The following is a 17,223-nucleotide window of genomic DNA, read 5'->3' as shown; positions in this document are numbered from 1 at the left end:
GAATAACGTCTAAGCTGCTACCACGCGACGCGCTGCACTGAAAATAAAAAAGTCCCTCCAAATAGATCGGAGGGACTTTCTTTTTATTTTAAAAATCGCTTATGCTAATTTCTCGAATTCTTTGTATTCAATATCACTAGCATTCAATTTCACTAAACCTTTCAAGTGATCAAATACTTTTAAAGCTTTAGCTTCTTCGAACAAACGATTACCTTGTTCTCTGTCTTGCAACAATTGAATTGCAAATTGGTTCAACTGCTCATCAGAAGGCTCTTCGTTGATGTTGTACATCTTAATTTGCGCATAGATACGTTCTTTTGCTAAATTGATAACTTCATCATATTTAACTTCAAGACCATTTTCAGTAACAACGCGATTTTCGATGATTGTCCATTTCAAGTTATTCAAGAAATCAGCAAAACCTTCGTTCAATTCTTCTTCAGAAATGCTTGGGTTAGTTGCTTTCAACCATCTTTTCAAGAATTCTTCAGGGAAAGATACATCAACCTTCTCCATACCAAAAGTATACATATCATTACGTAATCTTTGATCTGAATTTTGTTTGAATAAATTCTCAACTTCTTCTTTCACTTTTTCTGTGAATTGAGCTTCTTCTGTTACTTCACCTTCTGCGAATAATTTATCGAAAAATTCTTGGTTAAGATCAGCTTCTTCTAAGCGGTTGATGTTCTTAACAGTCAATTCAAATTTAGTGACGTCTAAAGCAGTTGCTTCTTCCTCAGTGATCCCTAAGATACGCGCTAAATCTTCAGTTTTGAATGCTTTTTTAACATCAATCTTAACAACATCGTCTTTTTTAAGACCAACTAATGATTTTTTGATCTTAGCATCTTCTACGATATCTGTGCGGATAGAAGTTGTTTTTTCCAGACCTTCTTCTTTATCTTGTTTCAATGTTGCATACAATACATCACCTTCTTCAGATACTTCTGGATTAGTCATTTTTCCATAGCTACGACGCAAGTTCTTGATACGATCTGCCAATGTCTCTTCATCAGCTTTGATTTCGTACGAAGTAAATTCAGTCTCAGCAGTAAAAGGTAATTCAAAAGCAGGAGCAAGACCAATTTCATATTTGAAGTTGAAATTGTCTTTATAATCCCAGCTGTATTGTGCATCATCTTCCAAAGGAAGTGGTTGACCTAAAACTTCTAATTTATTTTCAGCAATATAATTAGTGATTTTCTCATTCACTAATTTATTGATCTCATCAAATAAAATAGATTTACCATAAGTACGTCTGATATGTCCCACTGGAACTTGACCTGGACGGAACCCTGGTAATTTTGCTTTTTTAGCTTGCGCTTTAATCTCTTTGTCGACTTGAGGATTATAATCTTCAGGTGCTAATGCGACGTTGACTACCGCATTGATTGCATCTACATTCTCGTGTGAAATATTCATACTCTTTTTAGCTATATCGCATTCATAAAAAAATCCTCCCGAGGTTTTAAGTTCGGGAGGACATCAAGTGCGGAAGAAGGGACTCGAACCCCCACGCCTTGCGGCGCCAGATCCTAAGTCTGGTGCGGCTACCAATTACGCCACTTCCGCATTAGGATTTCTTTTGATGCCACAAAGATAGAAACCAAACCTATATCCTGCAAGTATTTTCTACTCTTTTTTTTATTTTTTTTCAATATTCTCCCAACCCCTTGCATAATTCATTATTATTCATTTACTTTGAATATCAAAGTACTTTTATGGAACAGAAAGATTTATTTAGAGAACTTGGGCAGATCAGATCATTAATGGAAAAATCGTCCAAATTTGTTTCAATAAGCGGATTATCAGGTGTACTCATGGGCTGTTATGCTTTGCTGGGAACGCTATTGGGATACTATATTATACAGCAACCCGAAAGTACCGCTCTACTATTGGGCCAAAATCTGAATAGGCCCCTACTGTTTTTAATAATTGCGCTCATCGTCCTCTTATCATCCCTGGTGACCGGCTGGCTAATGGCACGTAAAAAGGCGAGAAAAAATAAGCAGTCGATTTGGAACATTACAAGCAAATCTCTTTTATTTGCAGTTTCAATCCCCTTACTAACGGGTGGCGTGATATCCTTGTTGTTTTTTGTCCAAGGCTACTACCAGCTGATTGCTGCTATGCTGCTGATCTTTTATGGACTGGCACTGACTGCGGGTAGCATCTATACCTTTGCCGAAGCAAAAGGCCTGGGTATACTCGAAATCTGCCTGGGTTTGATTGGTATATGTTTCCCGGACAACGGGTTATTATTATGGGGATTAGGATTTGGTGTGCTACACATCATCTATGGTTTTATCGTTTACAAAAAGTACGAATCGTGAAATTAGATCTTTCCTTATATGACAAAATATTTGAAAACAGAGTTCGCCTCCAAATTATGAGTGTTCTCGCTGCCAATGAAGAATACGATTTTAATTCATTGAAAGAATTGTTGGATGTAACCGATGGTAACCTTGCTTCCAACCTAAAAACATTGGAAAAAGAGGAATACATTATTGTCGAAAAAAGCTTTGTCGACCGGAAGCCGAACACCAGATACAAAAGAACGACAAAAGGATTTAAAGCCTTTGAAAATCACCTCATTGCACTTGAAAATTTAATAAAACAGCAATACAAATAATTTTTTTATCTATTTACTTTGAAAACCAAAGTACTTTTAAAACATAATTAAATGAAAGGAATTAGACTGAAACTGATGCTGCACCTCTACAATTGGTCCTCCAAAGTATATGCAAACATCTTTAAATGGAACAAAAAAGCCTGGGGGATCTCTAAAGCAGATTTCATGAACTACCCCATTGGAAGCATCGGCCATAATTTGGGGCTCTTTTATGAAAGTAAAGGTTTCGATGTCATGCCCAAACTGGAAAATCACGACGTCTTTCATATCCTGACTGAAACCGGAACAGAGATACAAGATGAAATTGCCATGCAATTCCTTCTGCTTGGTAATGGAAAGATGAGTCTGTATCTCATGGCAATGATTTTTATTGGCGGCACCTTATTTCCTGAATACTTCGGTTATTACAAAAAACATTTTCAAAAGGGGCGATCGCTCCAGAGCTTTCATCATTTAGAATTTAAAGAAATCCTTCATTGGCAATTAACGGAGCTTCAAATTGCCTTATACAGCAAAAACATTCAACTAAACTTAAACCGTTAAAATCATGGACTACAACAATTCATCTCCGACAGCGCAATCCTCAATTTTTGAGAAAATCAGTAATTCTACTGTCCTAAAACTATTTGTCATTTTCTTTCTTTCTCTCATACTACTTATTCCGCTAGCCTTAATCAGCGATTTGATTGAAGAGCGGAAAAACCGCGAACAGGAAGTATCCGATGGAATTACATTAAATTGGGGAAAGGATCAGGTTATCTCAAGCCCTGTTCTTGCCATCCCTTATCGTGAGACTATCCCACTTTCTGCCGAAAAAGCCGAAAAATCTAACCTTAGAGAGGAGCTGAAATGGATATTTGTCTTACCCAAAACTTCCAATATCGCAACAGATATAACGCCACAACATCTCTCTAGAGGTATTTATAATGCCGTAGTTTACAACAGCAACATCACATTAGAAGGTTCCTTTGACAAAATATCCCTAGAAAAACTCGAGGTCCCTCATGAGCAAATTGACTGGAAAGGCAGCAAGCTTATTTTCGGTATCCAGGATTTTAAAGGCCTAGGCAAGCGCCCATCCTTGAATTGGGATGGTAACGAGTTAACTTTCGATCCAGACTTTAATAATCTCAAATTATTCACTCAGAATTTAGTCTGTCCGGTATCTTTGGATCCGCAGAAAACGGACAGTCGTTTCAAGATAAAACTAAATCTAAAAGGATCCAAATCATTGAATTTCCTCCCTCTTAGTGATCAGACAAACATCCAGGCAAAGGGCAACTGGGTTAATCCAAGTTTCACTGGTGCATTTTTACCGAGCAAACGTAATACCGAAACATCCCATTTTTCGGCTTCATGGGAAATCCCTTCTTTCAATAGAAAGCTGCCACAACAATGGACTGGCGATGCCCGTCCAATCTATCAGTTCGATAACAAGGTCGCAAATGGAAATGAGGACAATGAACAAAAAACAGCACAAACCGCCACCACTACAGTTGCCTCTGCAAATAACCTATTGGATAACACGGACATGATTACAATTAACTTCTTACCAGATATCAATAACTATCAAAAAACAACACGAGTTGCCAAATATGGTATTTTAGTCATCATTCTGACCTTTACTTCGCTCCTATTCACCGAGGTGATCAAGAAAAAACGGATCCATATCATCCAATATATCCTAATTGGAGCAGCGATGGTTCTTTTTTACACATTACTACTCGCACTATCCGAGCATATTGGATTTAATCTAGCTTACTTAACCGCTTCCATGGCGACAGTTATGCTGATTGGCAGTTTCATTAAATCAATTACCAAAGATCAGAAATCGGCGCTGCTGCTGAGTTCAATTTTGGCTTTATTTTATCTCTTCATCTATATCCTTATGCAACTTCGGGATTATTCCCTGATCGCTGGAACAATTGGCATCTTTATCATTTTGGCGATTTTGATGCGCGTTTCAACAAAAATAAACTGGTATCAATTTGACAATAGCCATGTGGATCAATAGACAACATCTGAGACTTTATTGGGTCTTGATTCAGATATTACTTAAAAAATAGGGATTTACAATTCTCATAAGCCATTTCTAACTAAAAGAGATGGCTATTTTTTTACTTGACTTAGCATTTATGACCAAATTCTGTAACTTGCGAAGAAATTTTTCAGCGGCATAGATATGTTTAAACAGATGAAAAAACTTACAATACTTACATTAGCGATTATGGCGTGCAACCTAAGCAATGCGCAAGAAAGCAAAGGTGGAAAAAGCAATTTTAAATTAGTGTCGGAATCGCCACAACCGATCAACCCAAGTACACTTTGGGATCTTGGTCGTGTTTCGGCCGAAGGACTTTCTGCAGATGGCAAAACATTGGTATATGGTGTTTCCAATTATAATTTGGAAAGCAATTCAAGTGAAAAAAATCTATATACGATTTCACTGGCCAATGGCACCAACCATCAGTTCACCGATCAAAAAGGCGGTGAAACAGTCGTTCAGATCACGCCAAATGGCGACGTAATTTATTTACTAAAAGGGCAGTTATGGAAGAAGAACCTATCTAAGGGTGAAGCACTTCAATTGACAAATGGCGATATCGCCTTAGAAAATGTCAAATTTTCGCCCGATGGTAAGCAAATACTCTTCAGTCAGTCTGTTCTTGTAAAAAAATACCACAGCACAGATAAATATCCCGAATTGCCAAAATCAGACGCTTATATCTATGACAACTTAGATTATAGGCACTGGGATACCTTCAATGATGGTAAGTTTAGTCATCCATTTGTGGCGAGTTTTATTGATGGTAAAGTTGGTGAGCCGATAGACTTATTGAAGGACCAAGCCTTCTATAGCCCTCAGGCACCATTTGGTGGCGCCGAAGATTTTGCCTGGTCTCCAGATAGCAAAGCAGTGCTGTATGTCTGTAAAAAGAAATTCGGAACAGACTATGCCGTCAGTACCAATACCGATATTTATCGCTATGATATCGCCAGCGGAACGACTTCCAACCTGACAGAAGGAATGAATGGGTATGACACAGCCCCAACCTATTCTCCCGATGGGAAAAGCCTAACTTGGCTCAGCATGAAAACCGATGGTTATGAATCGGACAAAAATGACATCATGCTATTTGACAAAAACAGCTCAATTCGTTTAAATCTAACAGCACATTGGGATGGTACCGTCAATAGTTTTATCTGGAGCAGTGACAATCGAAAAATCTATTTTACAGCTGCTACGAAAGGTACCGTTCAATTATTTGAACTTGAAGTACCGACCAATATCAAAGCTAAAAGTTTACCAAAAATACATCAAATTTCAGAAGGAGACTTTGACATCACCGGTATTGTAGGCCAAGTAGCGGACAAATTAATCGTTAGCTCGACAAAGTTTACCCGTGCTACAGAAATCTTCAGCTTTGATCTAAAAACCAAATCATTAACTCCGGTCACCAAAGTTAATGATGCAAAATATGCAAGTATCAGCGAAAACAAAATTGAGAAGCGTATTACAAAGGCCTCCGATGGAGCAGATCTGTTTTCATGGGTAATCTATCCGCCAAACTTTGACCCTGCAAAAAAATATCCAACCATACTTTACTGTGAAGGCGGCCCTCAATCCGCACTGACGCAATTTTATTCGTTCCGTTGGAATTTACAATTGATTGCATCACAAGGTTATATTGTCATCGCTCCCAACCGTAGGGGTATGCCTGGCTGGGGGGTAAAATGGAATGAAGCTATTTCCCAAGACTGGGGCGGTCAGCCAATCCGGGATTACTTGGCAGCCATAGACGATATCTCCAAAGAGTCTTATGTAGATACAACACGCCGCGCAGCGATTGGGGCTAGTTATGGTGGATACTCTGTTTATCAACTAGCTGGCGTGCATCAAAACCGTTTCAAAACGTTCATTGCGCACAATGGTTTATTCGACATGAGAAGCTGGTATGGTACCACAGAAGAACTCTTTTTCGCCAACCACGAACTGGGCGGAGCGTACTGGGATAGCAAAAATGAGAAATCCTATACCGCATTCAACCCGATTGAAAAAGCAAATAATTGGCACACACCAATTTTGATCTTTCAGGGTGGAAGAGATTATCGTGTTCCAATCGGACAAGGACTGGCAGCATTCCAATTGGCTCAGCTCAAAAAAATTAAGAGCCGTCTGGTCTACCTACCGGATGAAAATCACTGGGTGCTGTCCGGACAAAACGCACAAGTTTGGCAAAGAGAATTCTTTACCTGGCTTAAAGAAACCTTATAGAAAGTACGGTGAAATCGGGTCGGATGATCATCTACTTTCGCGACTAATAAAGTCGCTCATAAAGTGCTGAATTTAGCAGATTAGAAACGCCACTCGATGAGTGGCGTTTCTATTTCACCTCATAATTGACCGTATCATACTCCTATTAACCAACGATTAATATCAAGTTATAGTTTTACTGGGGTTTTACAGGGGGTTAACAGGGGTATAGCAGGGGGTCAACAGGGGTCTACCCCTATTAACCCGGTGTTAATACCCTGTAAAAAGGTAGTTAAAACGGTGCTAATTTAGAGCATCGTATAAGCTTGGTTACAGGAAAGTACTGTTCGGTAAAACATAAACCAAGGGAGCAAATTTAGGGTATAGGACCGTCGACAAATTCCAACGTCCAAAGGCAATCTTATGAAAACAGAAAAGCCTGCTATATGCAGGCCTTTTATGTATATTATCCGATTTGATTGCTGAAATCTACTTTTCACCTTTTTTTCCAAAGATGGAAAGTTTGATATATTTCCCAGGTTTCTCTTTAACGTCCTTCATCAAATTATCCATTTCCTTTGAAGCATTATTAAGATTATTGTATAAAGCTTCATCATTGAGCAATAAACCGATAGATCCCTTACCACTATTAATTTTTCCAGTGATCTCCTGAAAATCATTCACTGCAGCATTTACTTTGTTCATGGTGTGTTCAAAATCCAATCGGGCGGCCTTATCGGTAATATTATTCAGATTAGACATAATCGCATTGATTTTCTCACCGTTTTGCGAGAAATTAGATGTAATTGACTCGAGATTGGCCATGATTCTATTCAGTCTTCCCTTTTCATCCCCCACTAGACCTTCGACATCTTTGGTGATGCCTTCCACATTTTTTAAAGAAGTGGAAATACTATGAATGCTTCTTTTAAAGTCGTCCTGAAACTGTTTGTCTAAGACAGTATTGACGACCGATAGCGTTGAATCCAGTTTAATGGTAATTGTTTCGATCCGTTTTTGAATGGGTTCGACCTTATCCATAATATTCGGTTGAACACCTGAAGCTAAAAAATCGCCATCCTTTGCCAATTCCTTACTGTTGCCCATTTCGAAAACAATAGCCTTACTTCCCAACAAATCTGTGCTTGAAATTCTCGCTATTGTATTTTTTGGTATATCGTAATGAGAATGGATCTTAAACTCGGTTTTGATCTTCCCATCTGCCTGTAAAATCATTTTTGAAACACGCCCAATCTGATAACCATTGACCAGGACAGGCTTGGAGGGAGTTAGGCCATCTACAGCCGTATAGGTCGTGTAAAAAGTATTATCGCTGCTAAAAACATCATTTCCTTTTAGAAAGCTATATCCAATAAATAATAAAACTATTGCAACTGTTGCTAATATGCCGACTTTTGTCTCGTTTGAAATTTTCACAAATAATCTATTTAGTAATGATCATTAATTTAAGTTTAAAACAGCATAAAAGCAAATCTGTTTAACGTTCTACAGAATTTTTATAAATTTTCAGAGCCGAAACCAAATTATCAACAATCTCCTGTTGTCCTTCATCAGACAATAGGTAGCTCTCTTCTTCTCTATTACTAATAAAGCCAATTTCTGTAAGCACGGCAGGCATCCCTGCTTCCGCCAGCACAGCTAATCCTTTCTCCCAGAACCCTCTGCTATATCGGCCTGCTTTCACATACTCACCTTCGATCATCTGCGCCAGACGAATACTTTTTTCACGGAATCGGTTTTTCATCAAGGAGAAAATGATCGCACTCTCAGGATCTTTTGGGTCAAATCCCTGATAATTTTCTTTATAGTTTGATTCCAGTAATAAGGAAGCATTTTCACGAACTGCAGCATCTTGCTGCCCCAAACGATGCGAACCAGAGACCAATGTTTCGGTACCATGTGCACTAGCACCACTGGAATTGCAGTGTATTGAAATAAATAAATCTGCTTTATTGGCATTCGCCAAACGAATACGTTTGTAAAGCTCGACAAATTCGTCGGTCGTACGTGTATAGACAATCTTGATACCTGGAATATCTTTCTGAATCTGCTTTCCTAATTTTAACGCAACTTCAAGGGCTACATTTTTCTCCAACGATCGCCGTCCGGCCGCCCCTGTATCTTTTCCACCATGGCCAGCATCAATTACAATCGTTCTTATTTGGTAGTCCGGAGGCTCTACTTGCCCATTGTTTAATTTGAAAGAATTCAATAAAAAAAATCCCAAAGTAGCAAACACAACGCTACACCATTTTCTAATTCTTAAATCTGATTTCATTGAATAATTATTTGCTCTACTATAAACGAATCAAAATGAGTCTATATTATTTCTTTAATAGATAACGATATTTAACATATTTTCTATTGCTTTTTTGACTAATTTTGTCTCTCGAAGTTTAACATTATTTCACAAAAATAACATTTGTCTTTAATTTTGAAGTCGTTAATCAACATTTTAACACTATTTATCATTCTTGCAATGAGCAATTCTAGCTTTGCTCAAAGTAATATTCCATTAAAACAGAACGGACTTCAAGGTAAAGATCCTATTTCGGCGACCAATAAATCGCAAGATACGAGTAAATCCAAAACTGCAGATACGACCAAATCTGTAAGCGATACGACCAAGAAAAAAGGAAGTGGTTTGCAGGCTGAAGTGAGTATTATTGCGGTTGACTCGCAGAAATCTGAAGTTGCCAAGAATATAAGTCACCTTTATCGCGGAGCAAAGGTAAAATACCAAGATTTTGAACTTTCTGCCGATTACATCCGTCTTGACCGAAACAAGAAAAAGATTTTTGCTTCTGGGATCTATGACAAAAGCGGTAAATATGTAGGGCGTCCTATCGTCATCATGGGAAATGGTGAATCACCGAAAACAGTAGACTCACTCTATTACGATTACGAAAAACAAGAGGGAAACACCTACGGTATTATGACCGAAGTTGATGGTGGATTTATCCAGGCCAATATTGTGCGAAAGAATATCTACGACGAAATGTCGATATACAAGGGATTATATAGTACCTGTAATCTACCCTATCCGCATACCCATTTTGGCATTCATATCACCAAAGGAATTGTCACTAAAAACCAGATTATTTCCGGTCCGGCTTATCTTGTGGTGATGGGTGTACCTATGCCGGTGGCATTTCCATTTGCGTTTTTCCCAAAACCAGATAAAAGAGCATCTGGTTTTCTCTTCCCTTCTTTTGGGGAAGATTATACCAGAGGATTCTCGATGCGGGATATCGGTTGGTATTTGGCCTTCAACGATTACTGGGACAGTGAGATTAGAGGTTCCTTGTATTCTAAAGGTTCATGGGAAGCGTCCATCAATACGCGCTATACCGTCAACTATAAATTTAACGGTGGTTTTAATATCCGTTATGCCAATACCAAAACGGGTATTGAAGGAACATCTAATTATGGCTCCAATAAGGATTTTAATGTCACTTGGAACCATACTCAACGCCAGGAAGCCAATCCAGGAACATCTTTCTCTGCAAGTGTTAACTTTGGTACAAGTTCTTTCTTTCAAAATACCGGAACCGGAAGTACACAAAACACCTATGAAAACCTTGCACGTAACCGTATGGGCTCGTCCATCAGTTATGGAAAAGTATTTGCCGATGGCAAGGTAAACCTCACGGCCAGCTTAACGCATAATCAGGATATGGCTACGCGCAGTATACAGATGAGTTTACCAAATATCAGCTTAAACGTATCCTCTTTCAATCCGTTTGACAGCAAAGACCGTGTCGGTGAACAAAAATGGTATCAACGCATTAATGTCGGTTATAGTTTCCAAGCACAAAACTCGGTAAGCACCATTGATACATTGTTATTTAAACCAGGGGGGTTCAAGAAATTCCAAAATGGTTTTCAACACAATATTCCAGTCAGTTTATCACTCAATGCCTTTAAATATTTTCAGTTCAATACCAGTGTCAATTACACCGAGCGCTGGTATTTACAAAGTACCAGACAACGTCTAGACAATACAGCAGCAGGTTATGTACAACGTCTTGACACCGTTCAGGGCTTCAGGCGGGCATACGATTATTCGATTTCAACAGGACTTTCGACCAAGATTTATGGTATGTATCCTAAAATCGGTAAAATTCAGGCGATCAGACACGTTGTTACCCCCTCAATCAATCTGAGTTATAGACCTGATTTTTCGGACCCCAAATATGGCTTCTATCAACATTATAACGATCAATATGGAAACAGAAATGTATACTCAATCTTTAATCAAGGCCTCTATGGATCACCTTCATCGGGTAGATCGGCAAGGATAGGATACTCCATCGACAATAATATTGAGGCAAAGATTAAAAGTAAATCCGACACCACAGATGGTGGTTTTAAGAAAATCCCTATTCTCCAAGGTCTGACATTTAGTGGAGATTACAACTTTGTTGCCGATTCCCTAAAGTTGTCCCCAATTACGTTCTCTGGCCGTACAGCTTTTTTCGACCAAAAGATGAATGTAAACTTCAACGGTACATTTGATCCCTATTCGGTCAATGAAAATGGTGTCCGCGTCAATCGCTATGCCATTAAAGACGGTAGCCTTGCTCGTCTGACAAACTTTGGTCTTTCCTTTGACTATAGTCTGAATCCTAAGGCTGCGAAATCACGTAATAACAATATCGATTCTTTAAGAAAAGAAATGTCTGGAGCAGGTATGACTCCTGAGCAAGCACAGGCCCTGGCTCGAATCAGCTCAGATCCAAACGCATTTGTGGACTTTAATATCCCATGGAACCTTGCGGCATCCTTCAGTTTCAATATGGCAAAATCGTTCAACTCCAGTACGCGGAGAATGGAAAGTCAAATCACAAGTACTTTAAACTTACATGGTGATTTCAGTGTTACACCAAAATGGAAAGTTACCTTTCAATCGGGATATGACTTCAAACAGAAGCAAGTGGTCATGACTTCTTTCAATATTTATCGGGATCTGCATTGTTGGGATATGTCATTTGGCTGGTTGCCCTTTGGGCAGTACCGGAGTTATAATGTGACTATCCGGGCCAAGGCCTCAATCTTACAAGATCTTAAGCTCACAAAAAGAGCCAGTTCAGGAGGCAGTTATTTTTAAAATAACTGCTTTTTTTTTGAATGCTATACGTGTATTGGTCAGCAGAACCATCAGCTTCTTTTCAAAAAACTTCTTCCATCAAATACATTTTTAACATTTCGTTGAGTCGCAATTTTATGTAAGTTTATATCCTGAATCCAACACTATCCCCACAGATGCATTTTTCAAAGTAGGGAGGTGATCGCATAATTATTTTAAAGATGAAAGCAGAGATTATTACCATAGGCGATGAGATCCTCATCGGACAGATCATTGATACCAATTCAGGCTGGATTGCCAAGCAACTGCTCCAATTCGAAGTTGATATCGTTCAAATGACATCGATCCCTGATACTGAAGAGGCTATTTCAACGACATTGAAAGAGGCCTCAGTTCGGGCAGATCTTATTTTAATCACCGGAGGTCTTGGCCCGACGAAAGATGATGTGACAAAAAAAACGGCCGCAGCTTATTTTGGAACCACATTGATACGGGATGAGCATGTACTTCGGCACGTGACCAACATATTTGAATCGCGCAATCTAAAAATGCTCGACATCAATCTGCAGCAGGCCGATGTTTTGGCAAATTGTGAAGTCCTATTTAACGACTATGGCACTGCACCCGGCATGCTGGTACACCAGAACCAAAAGAAGTTTATTTTTATGCCTGGAGTGCCATTTGAGATGAAATTTCTGATGGAAAAACATGTGCTGCCTTTATTAGCCAAACAGGATCCTGACTTATTTATCTGTCATGAGACAATTTTGGTCGGCGGAATCGGAGAATCTTATTTGGCAGAAGAAATAAAAGATATCGAATCAGAACTTCCTTCAAGCATAAAATTGGCCTATCTACCAACCTTGGCCTTTATCCGATTGAGACTCTCTGGTAAAAGCAGGAATAAATCTGACATTATGCTCCAGGTTGCCCTTTTTAAAACAAAGCTACTCCATCGTTTACAACAATATGTCATTGCAGATTATGATACCAGCATCGAACCTTATTTAATTAAAGAGCTTGGCCGCCGAGGTGCTACATTGACTACCGCAGAAAGCTGTACAGGTGGCAGCCTTGCGGCTTCAATAACCGCAGTAGCAGGAAGCAGCGTTATATTCCTTGGTGGTACTATCCCCTACTCCAACGCTTTAAAACAACAATTGTTGAACGTCAAAGAAGAAACACTGATCCAATATGGCGCAGTAAGTGAGCAGACTGCTATCGAAATGGCTTCGGGTTCAAAAAAGGCATTTTCGTCGGATTATGCTATTGCGACAACTGGGATAGCGGGGCCAGGTGGTGGAACAGTTGAGAAACCAGTTGGCACTATCTGGGTAGCTGTTGCGGGAAAAAAAGAAGTTTTAACCAAGAAGTTTCAGTTTAATAACGAAAGACTGATCAACATCGAACGTACCCGTATGAATGCTTTATTACTTTTGTGGAAGTTGCTTGTAAAAGAAAAAGAACAAGACACACAATAAAGTAAAATAATATTTCAAAAAATACGTTATTTAAGGAATAATATTTTAAATTGTTGAAAGTAAACCACAATTTATTTAACTTCGTTTTTCTATAACGAGATTGCTAAAAAATATGGCTTTATATAAACTCTTGCTCCCAAAAATGGGAGAAAGTGTATCCGAGGCAACAATCACAAAATGGTTAAAACAACCTGGTGACCTGATTGATGAAGATGACACTTTATTGGAAATCGCAACGGACAAAGTTGATTCAGAGGTACCTTCCCCTGTAAAAGGTGTTTTAAAAGAGCATTGCTATACCGTAGACCAGACTGTCCAAGTTGGTGAAGTCGTTGCAATTATAGAAATTGAGGGCGAAAATGAAGAACCTGCGATTCAAGCACAAGAAAATACAGCTCCTTCAGCGACAGCTCCCGAAGAGATCATAGCGTTGAATATCCCTGGTGTAGACCAGCTGCCAAATGTAGCGGCTGAAATTTCGTCTTCTCCCTACGAGAATACCCTTCGTTTCTATTCACCTTTAGTAAAGAATATTGCACGTCACGAAGGATTGTCGCAGGATGAACTTGACCGTATCCAGGGTACTGGAGCAGAGGGAAGAGTGACAAAGGAAGATATTTTAACGTATGTAACACATCGAGATTCATCGGCAAAAACACCAAAGTCTATTCCGGCAGAGCACACGAACACGGCTACAGAATCTCCGATAATAACCTCCACTGCTCCATCGCATGTTCACACTGTTGCCAATGGCAGTGATGAAATCATTGAAATGGACCGCATGCGAAGGTTGATTGCAGACCATATGGTCAAAAGTGTACAAACCTCTCCCCATGTATGTTCTTTTGTTGAGGCAGATGTAACCAATTTAGTTTTGTGGCGCAATAAAGTTAAAGATGCCTATAAAAAACGAGAGGGAGAAAACATTACGTTCACCCCTTTGTTTATCGAGGCGATTAGCAAGGCGCTCAAAGATTTTCCATTGGTCAATATCTCGATCGACGGTTACAATATCATCAAGAAGAAAAACATCAATATTGGTATGGCGGCAGCATTGCCTAATGGCAATCTCATCGTTCCTGTTATCAAAAATGCAGATCAATTAAGCTTAGTAGGCTTGAGTAAAAGTGTCAACGACCTCGCACAACGGTCACGGGCAAATAAATTAAAACCTGACGACACACAAGATGGCACATTTACATTCACCAATATCGGCGCTTTTGGCAATATTATGGGAACTCCTATCATTAACCAACCGCAAGCTGCAATCTTGGCTGTAGGTACAATTACGAAAAAACCAGCAGTCATAGAAACAGAGTATGGTGATATGATTGGTATTAGACATATGATGTATCTTTCACTTTCTTACGACCACCGTGCAATCGATGGTGCCCTCGGCGGTACCTTCTTAAAACGTGTGGCGGACTACCTGGAAAATTGGGATAGCAATAGAGTAATCTAGCCATCAAAATTGATCAATAAAAAAGGCTCTTAATAGACATGCCCCAAAAAGTTAGACACTTATTTGGGGCATTTTTATTATTTAAAATATATATTTTGTTACTTAAACATACTTTGTTCGAATTGTATTTTCTTCTTCTTGATCACCAATTGAAACCGCAGATAAAGTAAAAGCGAAGAGGTTAACAAGCCTAATGTCAGCCCATACCAAATCCCCTTGATACCCCAGTTAAATACCACTCCCATGAGGTAGCCACTTGGTAGCCCTATAATCCAATAAGCAATAAATGTGATAAGGGTTGGAATATTCACATCCCCCATACCACGTAACACCCCCAGACCGACAACTTGCGTACCGTCAAACAATTGGAAAAGTCCCGCAATAATCAACAGCTGGGAAGCAATAATCACCACAGCATGATCTGAGGTAAAGATATAAGGTAAATAATTATTCAACAACGCGAACAAAGACGCTGTAATCACCATAAAGATCAACACCAATTGATACGAAGTGATGGCAAATCGTTCGAGGCGAAAAAGGTTTCTATTACCATAACTATTCCCCACCTTGATTGTTGCAGCAGCAGCGATACCACTCGCCATCATATACGTCATCGCGGCCAGCTGGATGGCTACTTGATGAGAAGCTTGCGCTGTAGCACTTATCGTACCGGCTAATAGGGAAGCCCCTGCAAAAGCCCCAATTTCAAATACATATTGCATAGCCACGGGTGCCCCGATGCGCACGATCTTAAGCAATCGTTGCCGATCGACCAATGTCACCTTAAAATATTGAATATATCCTTTAAATTTCTGCGATCGCAATACATAGGTCATCATCACAGACATCATTAACACACGGTCGATCAATGTACTGTATCCGACTCCCTTAACCCCCATAGGGCTAATGCCAAACATCCCTTTGACAAAGATGATCGCCAAAATAATGTTCAGTACATTTCCCCAAATAGTTACATTCATGGCTTGCTTTGTAAAGCCCAGGCCTTCAGCAAATTGTTTAAATGTACTAAATACCATCAACGGAAGCATCGATAAACTCAGAATAAGTAAATAAGGCTTTGCCTCCTTCACCACAGCCGGATCTTGGTTGAGGTGATCGATAGCCAACATCGAACCAAAGTAAACTAAAGCGAACAACAAGAGTCCTGCGATAATATTTAACCAAAAGCTATTGGACAACAATATGGCACACTCTTTTTTATTATCACGGCCATTCTCCTGTGCAATCAACGGCGTGATGCCATAAGCAATTCCCAACCCGATGACCATAACAACCATAAAAACAGCATGTACCAACGAAACTGCGGCCAATGGAATGGTTCCTGCAAAATGTCCAACAATCACACTATCTGCGGTATGCACCAGTGTATGTCCCAATTGTGAGATCACCACTGGCCCCGCCAATACCATCGTACTTTTGTAATACGGTTTAAATGTTTTAAATTTTCCCAACATAATCGATTTCCCTAAAAAAATAGCCACAAAAATACGAAGATATTGCTACCCTATCGTCATATTAAAAAATATTTAGCAAAAATATAACAATTTACACCCATCAAATAACGGCACTTTGTTAAGTAATTTTTATGTTTCAAATACCTTAAAATTATCTTAAATTTACTTTTGGGTCTAAGAACTATAGAAATATAAATGTACCTTAGCATCTAGTTAGTAATCAAAAGAAGAGGAAAAAGAGTATGTACAATCCAGTAATAGCATTTCTAAACATCGGAACACAAGAGATGATCTTAATTGTGTTTGCAATCTTGTTACTTTTTGGAGGCAAAAAACTTCCTGAATTGGCGAGAGGTTTAGGAAGAGGAATACGTGAGTTCAAAGATGCGTCAGAAGGTATCAAACGTGAAATTTCAGATCAAATCAATAATTTCGAGAAAGACATAGACGTTAAAACAGAAGTAAAAGAAGAAGCTGTTCCTAATGATGTGCGTTTAGCTGAGGAGAAGGCTCAAGCAGCACACGAAGAAGAGGCTAAGCCACAGGAAACCGTAGAAGGTTCAGAAACAGAGCAGCCTAAGAAAAAATATGAATTCACAACACCCGCCGGTGTCGTCGAACATAATCCACATAAACAACCCGATTACGGCGAAGAGCCATCCCACATCACGTACGGGTATAACGATCATTTTGCTGAAACTAAAAACAACGAGGTAGAAGATAAAAAAGTTCCTGAGCAGGACAATACCAATAAACCTGCTTAATTTTACTACTTTAGTTTATAATTAGATATACTTAGAGCTGT

General features: G+C 39.2%; 13 protein-coding genes and 1 tRNA gene. 9 read left to right on the top strand and 5 right to left on the bottom strand.

Annotated features, from left to right (window positions below; genetic code table 11):
- Positions 1–99: 99 nt before the first annotated feature.
- Complete coding sequence (locus ACHWSC_RS14370) at positions 100–1,425, bottom strand: trigger factor (protein WP_153846535.1); 1,326 nt, start codon at positions 1,423–1,425, stop codon at positions 100–102.
- Positions 1,426–1,493: 68 nt separating this feature from the next.
- Positions 1,494–1,575 (bottom strand) — tRNA-Leu (locus tag ACHWSC_RS14365).
- A gap of 149 nt (positions 1,576–1,724) precedes the next feature.
- Between ACHWSC_RS14365 and ACHWSC_RS14360 the strand changes: the two genes are divergently transcribed.
- The 5 genes from ACHWSC_RS14360 to ACHWSC_RS14340 all read left to right on the top strand — a co-directional run bounded on the left by ACHWSC_RS14360 (position 1,725) and on the right by ACHWSC_RS14340 (position 6,911).
- Positions 1,725–2,336: a hypothetical protein gene (locus ACHWSC_RS14360; RefSeq protein WP_120335334.1), complete on the top strand. Its 612-nt coding sequence runs from the start codon at positions 1,725–1,727 to the stop codon at positions 2,334–2,336.
- Complete coding sequence (locus ACHWSC_RS14355; protein WP_394677226.1) at positions 2,333–2,635, top strand: winged helix-turn-helix domain-containing protein; 303 nt, start codon at positions 2,333–2,335, stop codon at positions 2,633–2,635. The genes ACHWSC_RS14360 and ACHWSC_RS14355 overlap by 4 nt, the downstream gene beginning before the upstream one ends.
- 51 nt (positions 2,636–2,686) lie before the next feature.
- The gene (locus ACHWSC_RS14350; protein WP_394677225.1) at positions 2,687–3,178 is read left to right on the top strand and encodes a hypothetical protein; all 492 of its coding nucleotides are present in this window, start codon (positions 2,687–2,689) and stop codon (positions 3,176–3,178) included.
- Between the two features lie 4 nt (positions 3,179–3,182).
- A complete protein-coding gene (gene creD / locus ACHWSC_RS14345; protein WP_394677224.1) occupies positions 3,183–4,649 on the top strand; it encodes a cell envelope integrity protein CreD in 1,467 nt (488 codons plus the stop codon).
- Positions 4,650–4,829: 180 nt separating this feature from the next.
- Complete coding sequence (locus tag ACHWSC_RS14340; RefSeq protein WP_394677223.1) at positions 4,830–6,911, top strand: S9 family peptidase; 2,082 nt, start codon at positions 4,830–4,832, stop codon at positions 6,909–6,911.
- A 468-nt stretch (positions 6,912–7,379) separates the two neighbouring features.
- Here ACHWSC_RS14340 and ACHWSC_RS14335 read toward each other — a convergent pair whose 3' ends face one another.
- Positions 7,380–8,327, bottom strand: a complete 948-nt coding sequence (locus ACHWSC_RS14335) for an MlaD family protein (protein ID WP_120335331.1) — start codon at positions 8,325–8,327, stop codon at positions 7,380–7,382.
- A 61-nt stretch (positions 8,328–8,388) separates the two neighbouring features.
- Entirely contained in the window at positions 8,389–9,189 is an 801-nt protein-coding gene (locus ACHWSC_RS14330) for an N-acetylmuramoyl-L-alanine amidase (protein ID WP_120335330.1), read from the bottom strand.
- A gap of 201 nt (positions 9,190–9,390) precedes the next feature.
- Between ACHWSC_RS14330 and ACHWSC_RS14325 the strand changes: the two genes are divergently transcribed.
- The 3 genes from ACHWSC_RS14325 (at position 9,391) to ACHWSC_RS14315 (ending at position 14,943) form a co-directional block, all read left to right on the top strand.
- Entirely contained in the window at positions 9,391–12,021 is a 2,631-nt protein-coding gene (locus tag ACHWSC_RS14325) for a putative LPS assembly protein LptD (RefSeq protein ID WP_394677222.1), read from the top strand.
- Positions 12,022–12,221: 200 nt separating this feature from the next.
- Positions 12,222–13,481, top strand: coding sequence for a competence/damage-inducible protein A (locus tag ACHWSC_RS14320; protein ID WP_394677221.1), 1,260 nt, complete (start codon positions 12,222–12,224; stop codon positions 13,479–13,481).
- Positions 13,482–13,593: 112 nt separating this feature from the next.
- Positions 13,594–14,943, top strand: coding sequence for a dihydrolipoamide acetyltransferase family protein (locus ACHWSC_RS14315; protein WP_394677220.1), 1,350 nt, complete (start codon positions 13,594–13,596; stop codon positions 14,941–14,943).
- Between the two features lie 98 nt (positions 14,944–15,041).
- On the opposite strand, the gene ACHWSC_RS14310 is transcribed toward ACHWSC_RS14315, so the two are convergent.
- Positions 15,042–16,418, bottom strand: coding sequence for an MATE family efflux transporter (locus ACHWSC_RS14310; protein ID WP_341832936.1), 1,377 nt, complete (start codon positions 16,416–16,418; stop codon positions 15,042–15,044).
- 242 nt (positions 16,419–16,660) lie between these two features.
- Between ACHWSC_RS14310 and ACHWSC_RS14305 the strand changes: the two genes are divergently transcribed.
- Positions 16,661–17,182: a twin-arginine translocase TatA/TatE family subunit gene (locus ACHWSC_RS14305; RefSeq protein ID WP_083663500.1), complete on the top strand. Its 522-nt coding sequence runs from the start codon at positions 16,661–16,663 to the stop codon at positions 17,180–17,182.
- Positions 17,183–17,223: the final 41 nt, after the last annotated feature.

Origin of the sequence: uncultured Sphingobacterium sp. (assembly GCF_964277905.1) — a bacterium.
Taxonomy (GTDB): domain Bacteria; phylum Bacteroidota; class Bacteroidia; order Sphingobacteriales; family Sphingobacteriaceae; genus Sphingobacterium; species Sphingobacterium siyangense.
This window is presented reverse-complemented; position numbering and strand designations above follow the sequence as displayed.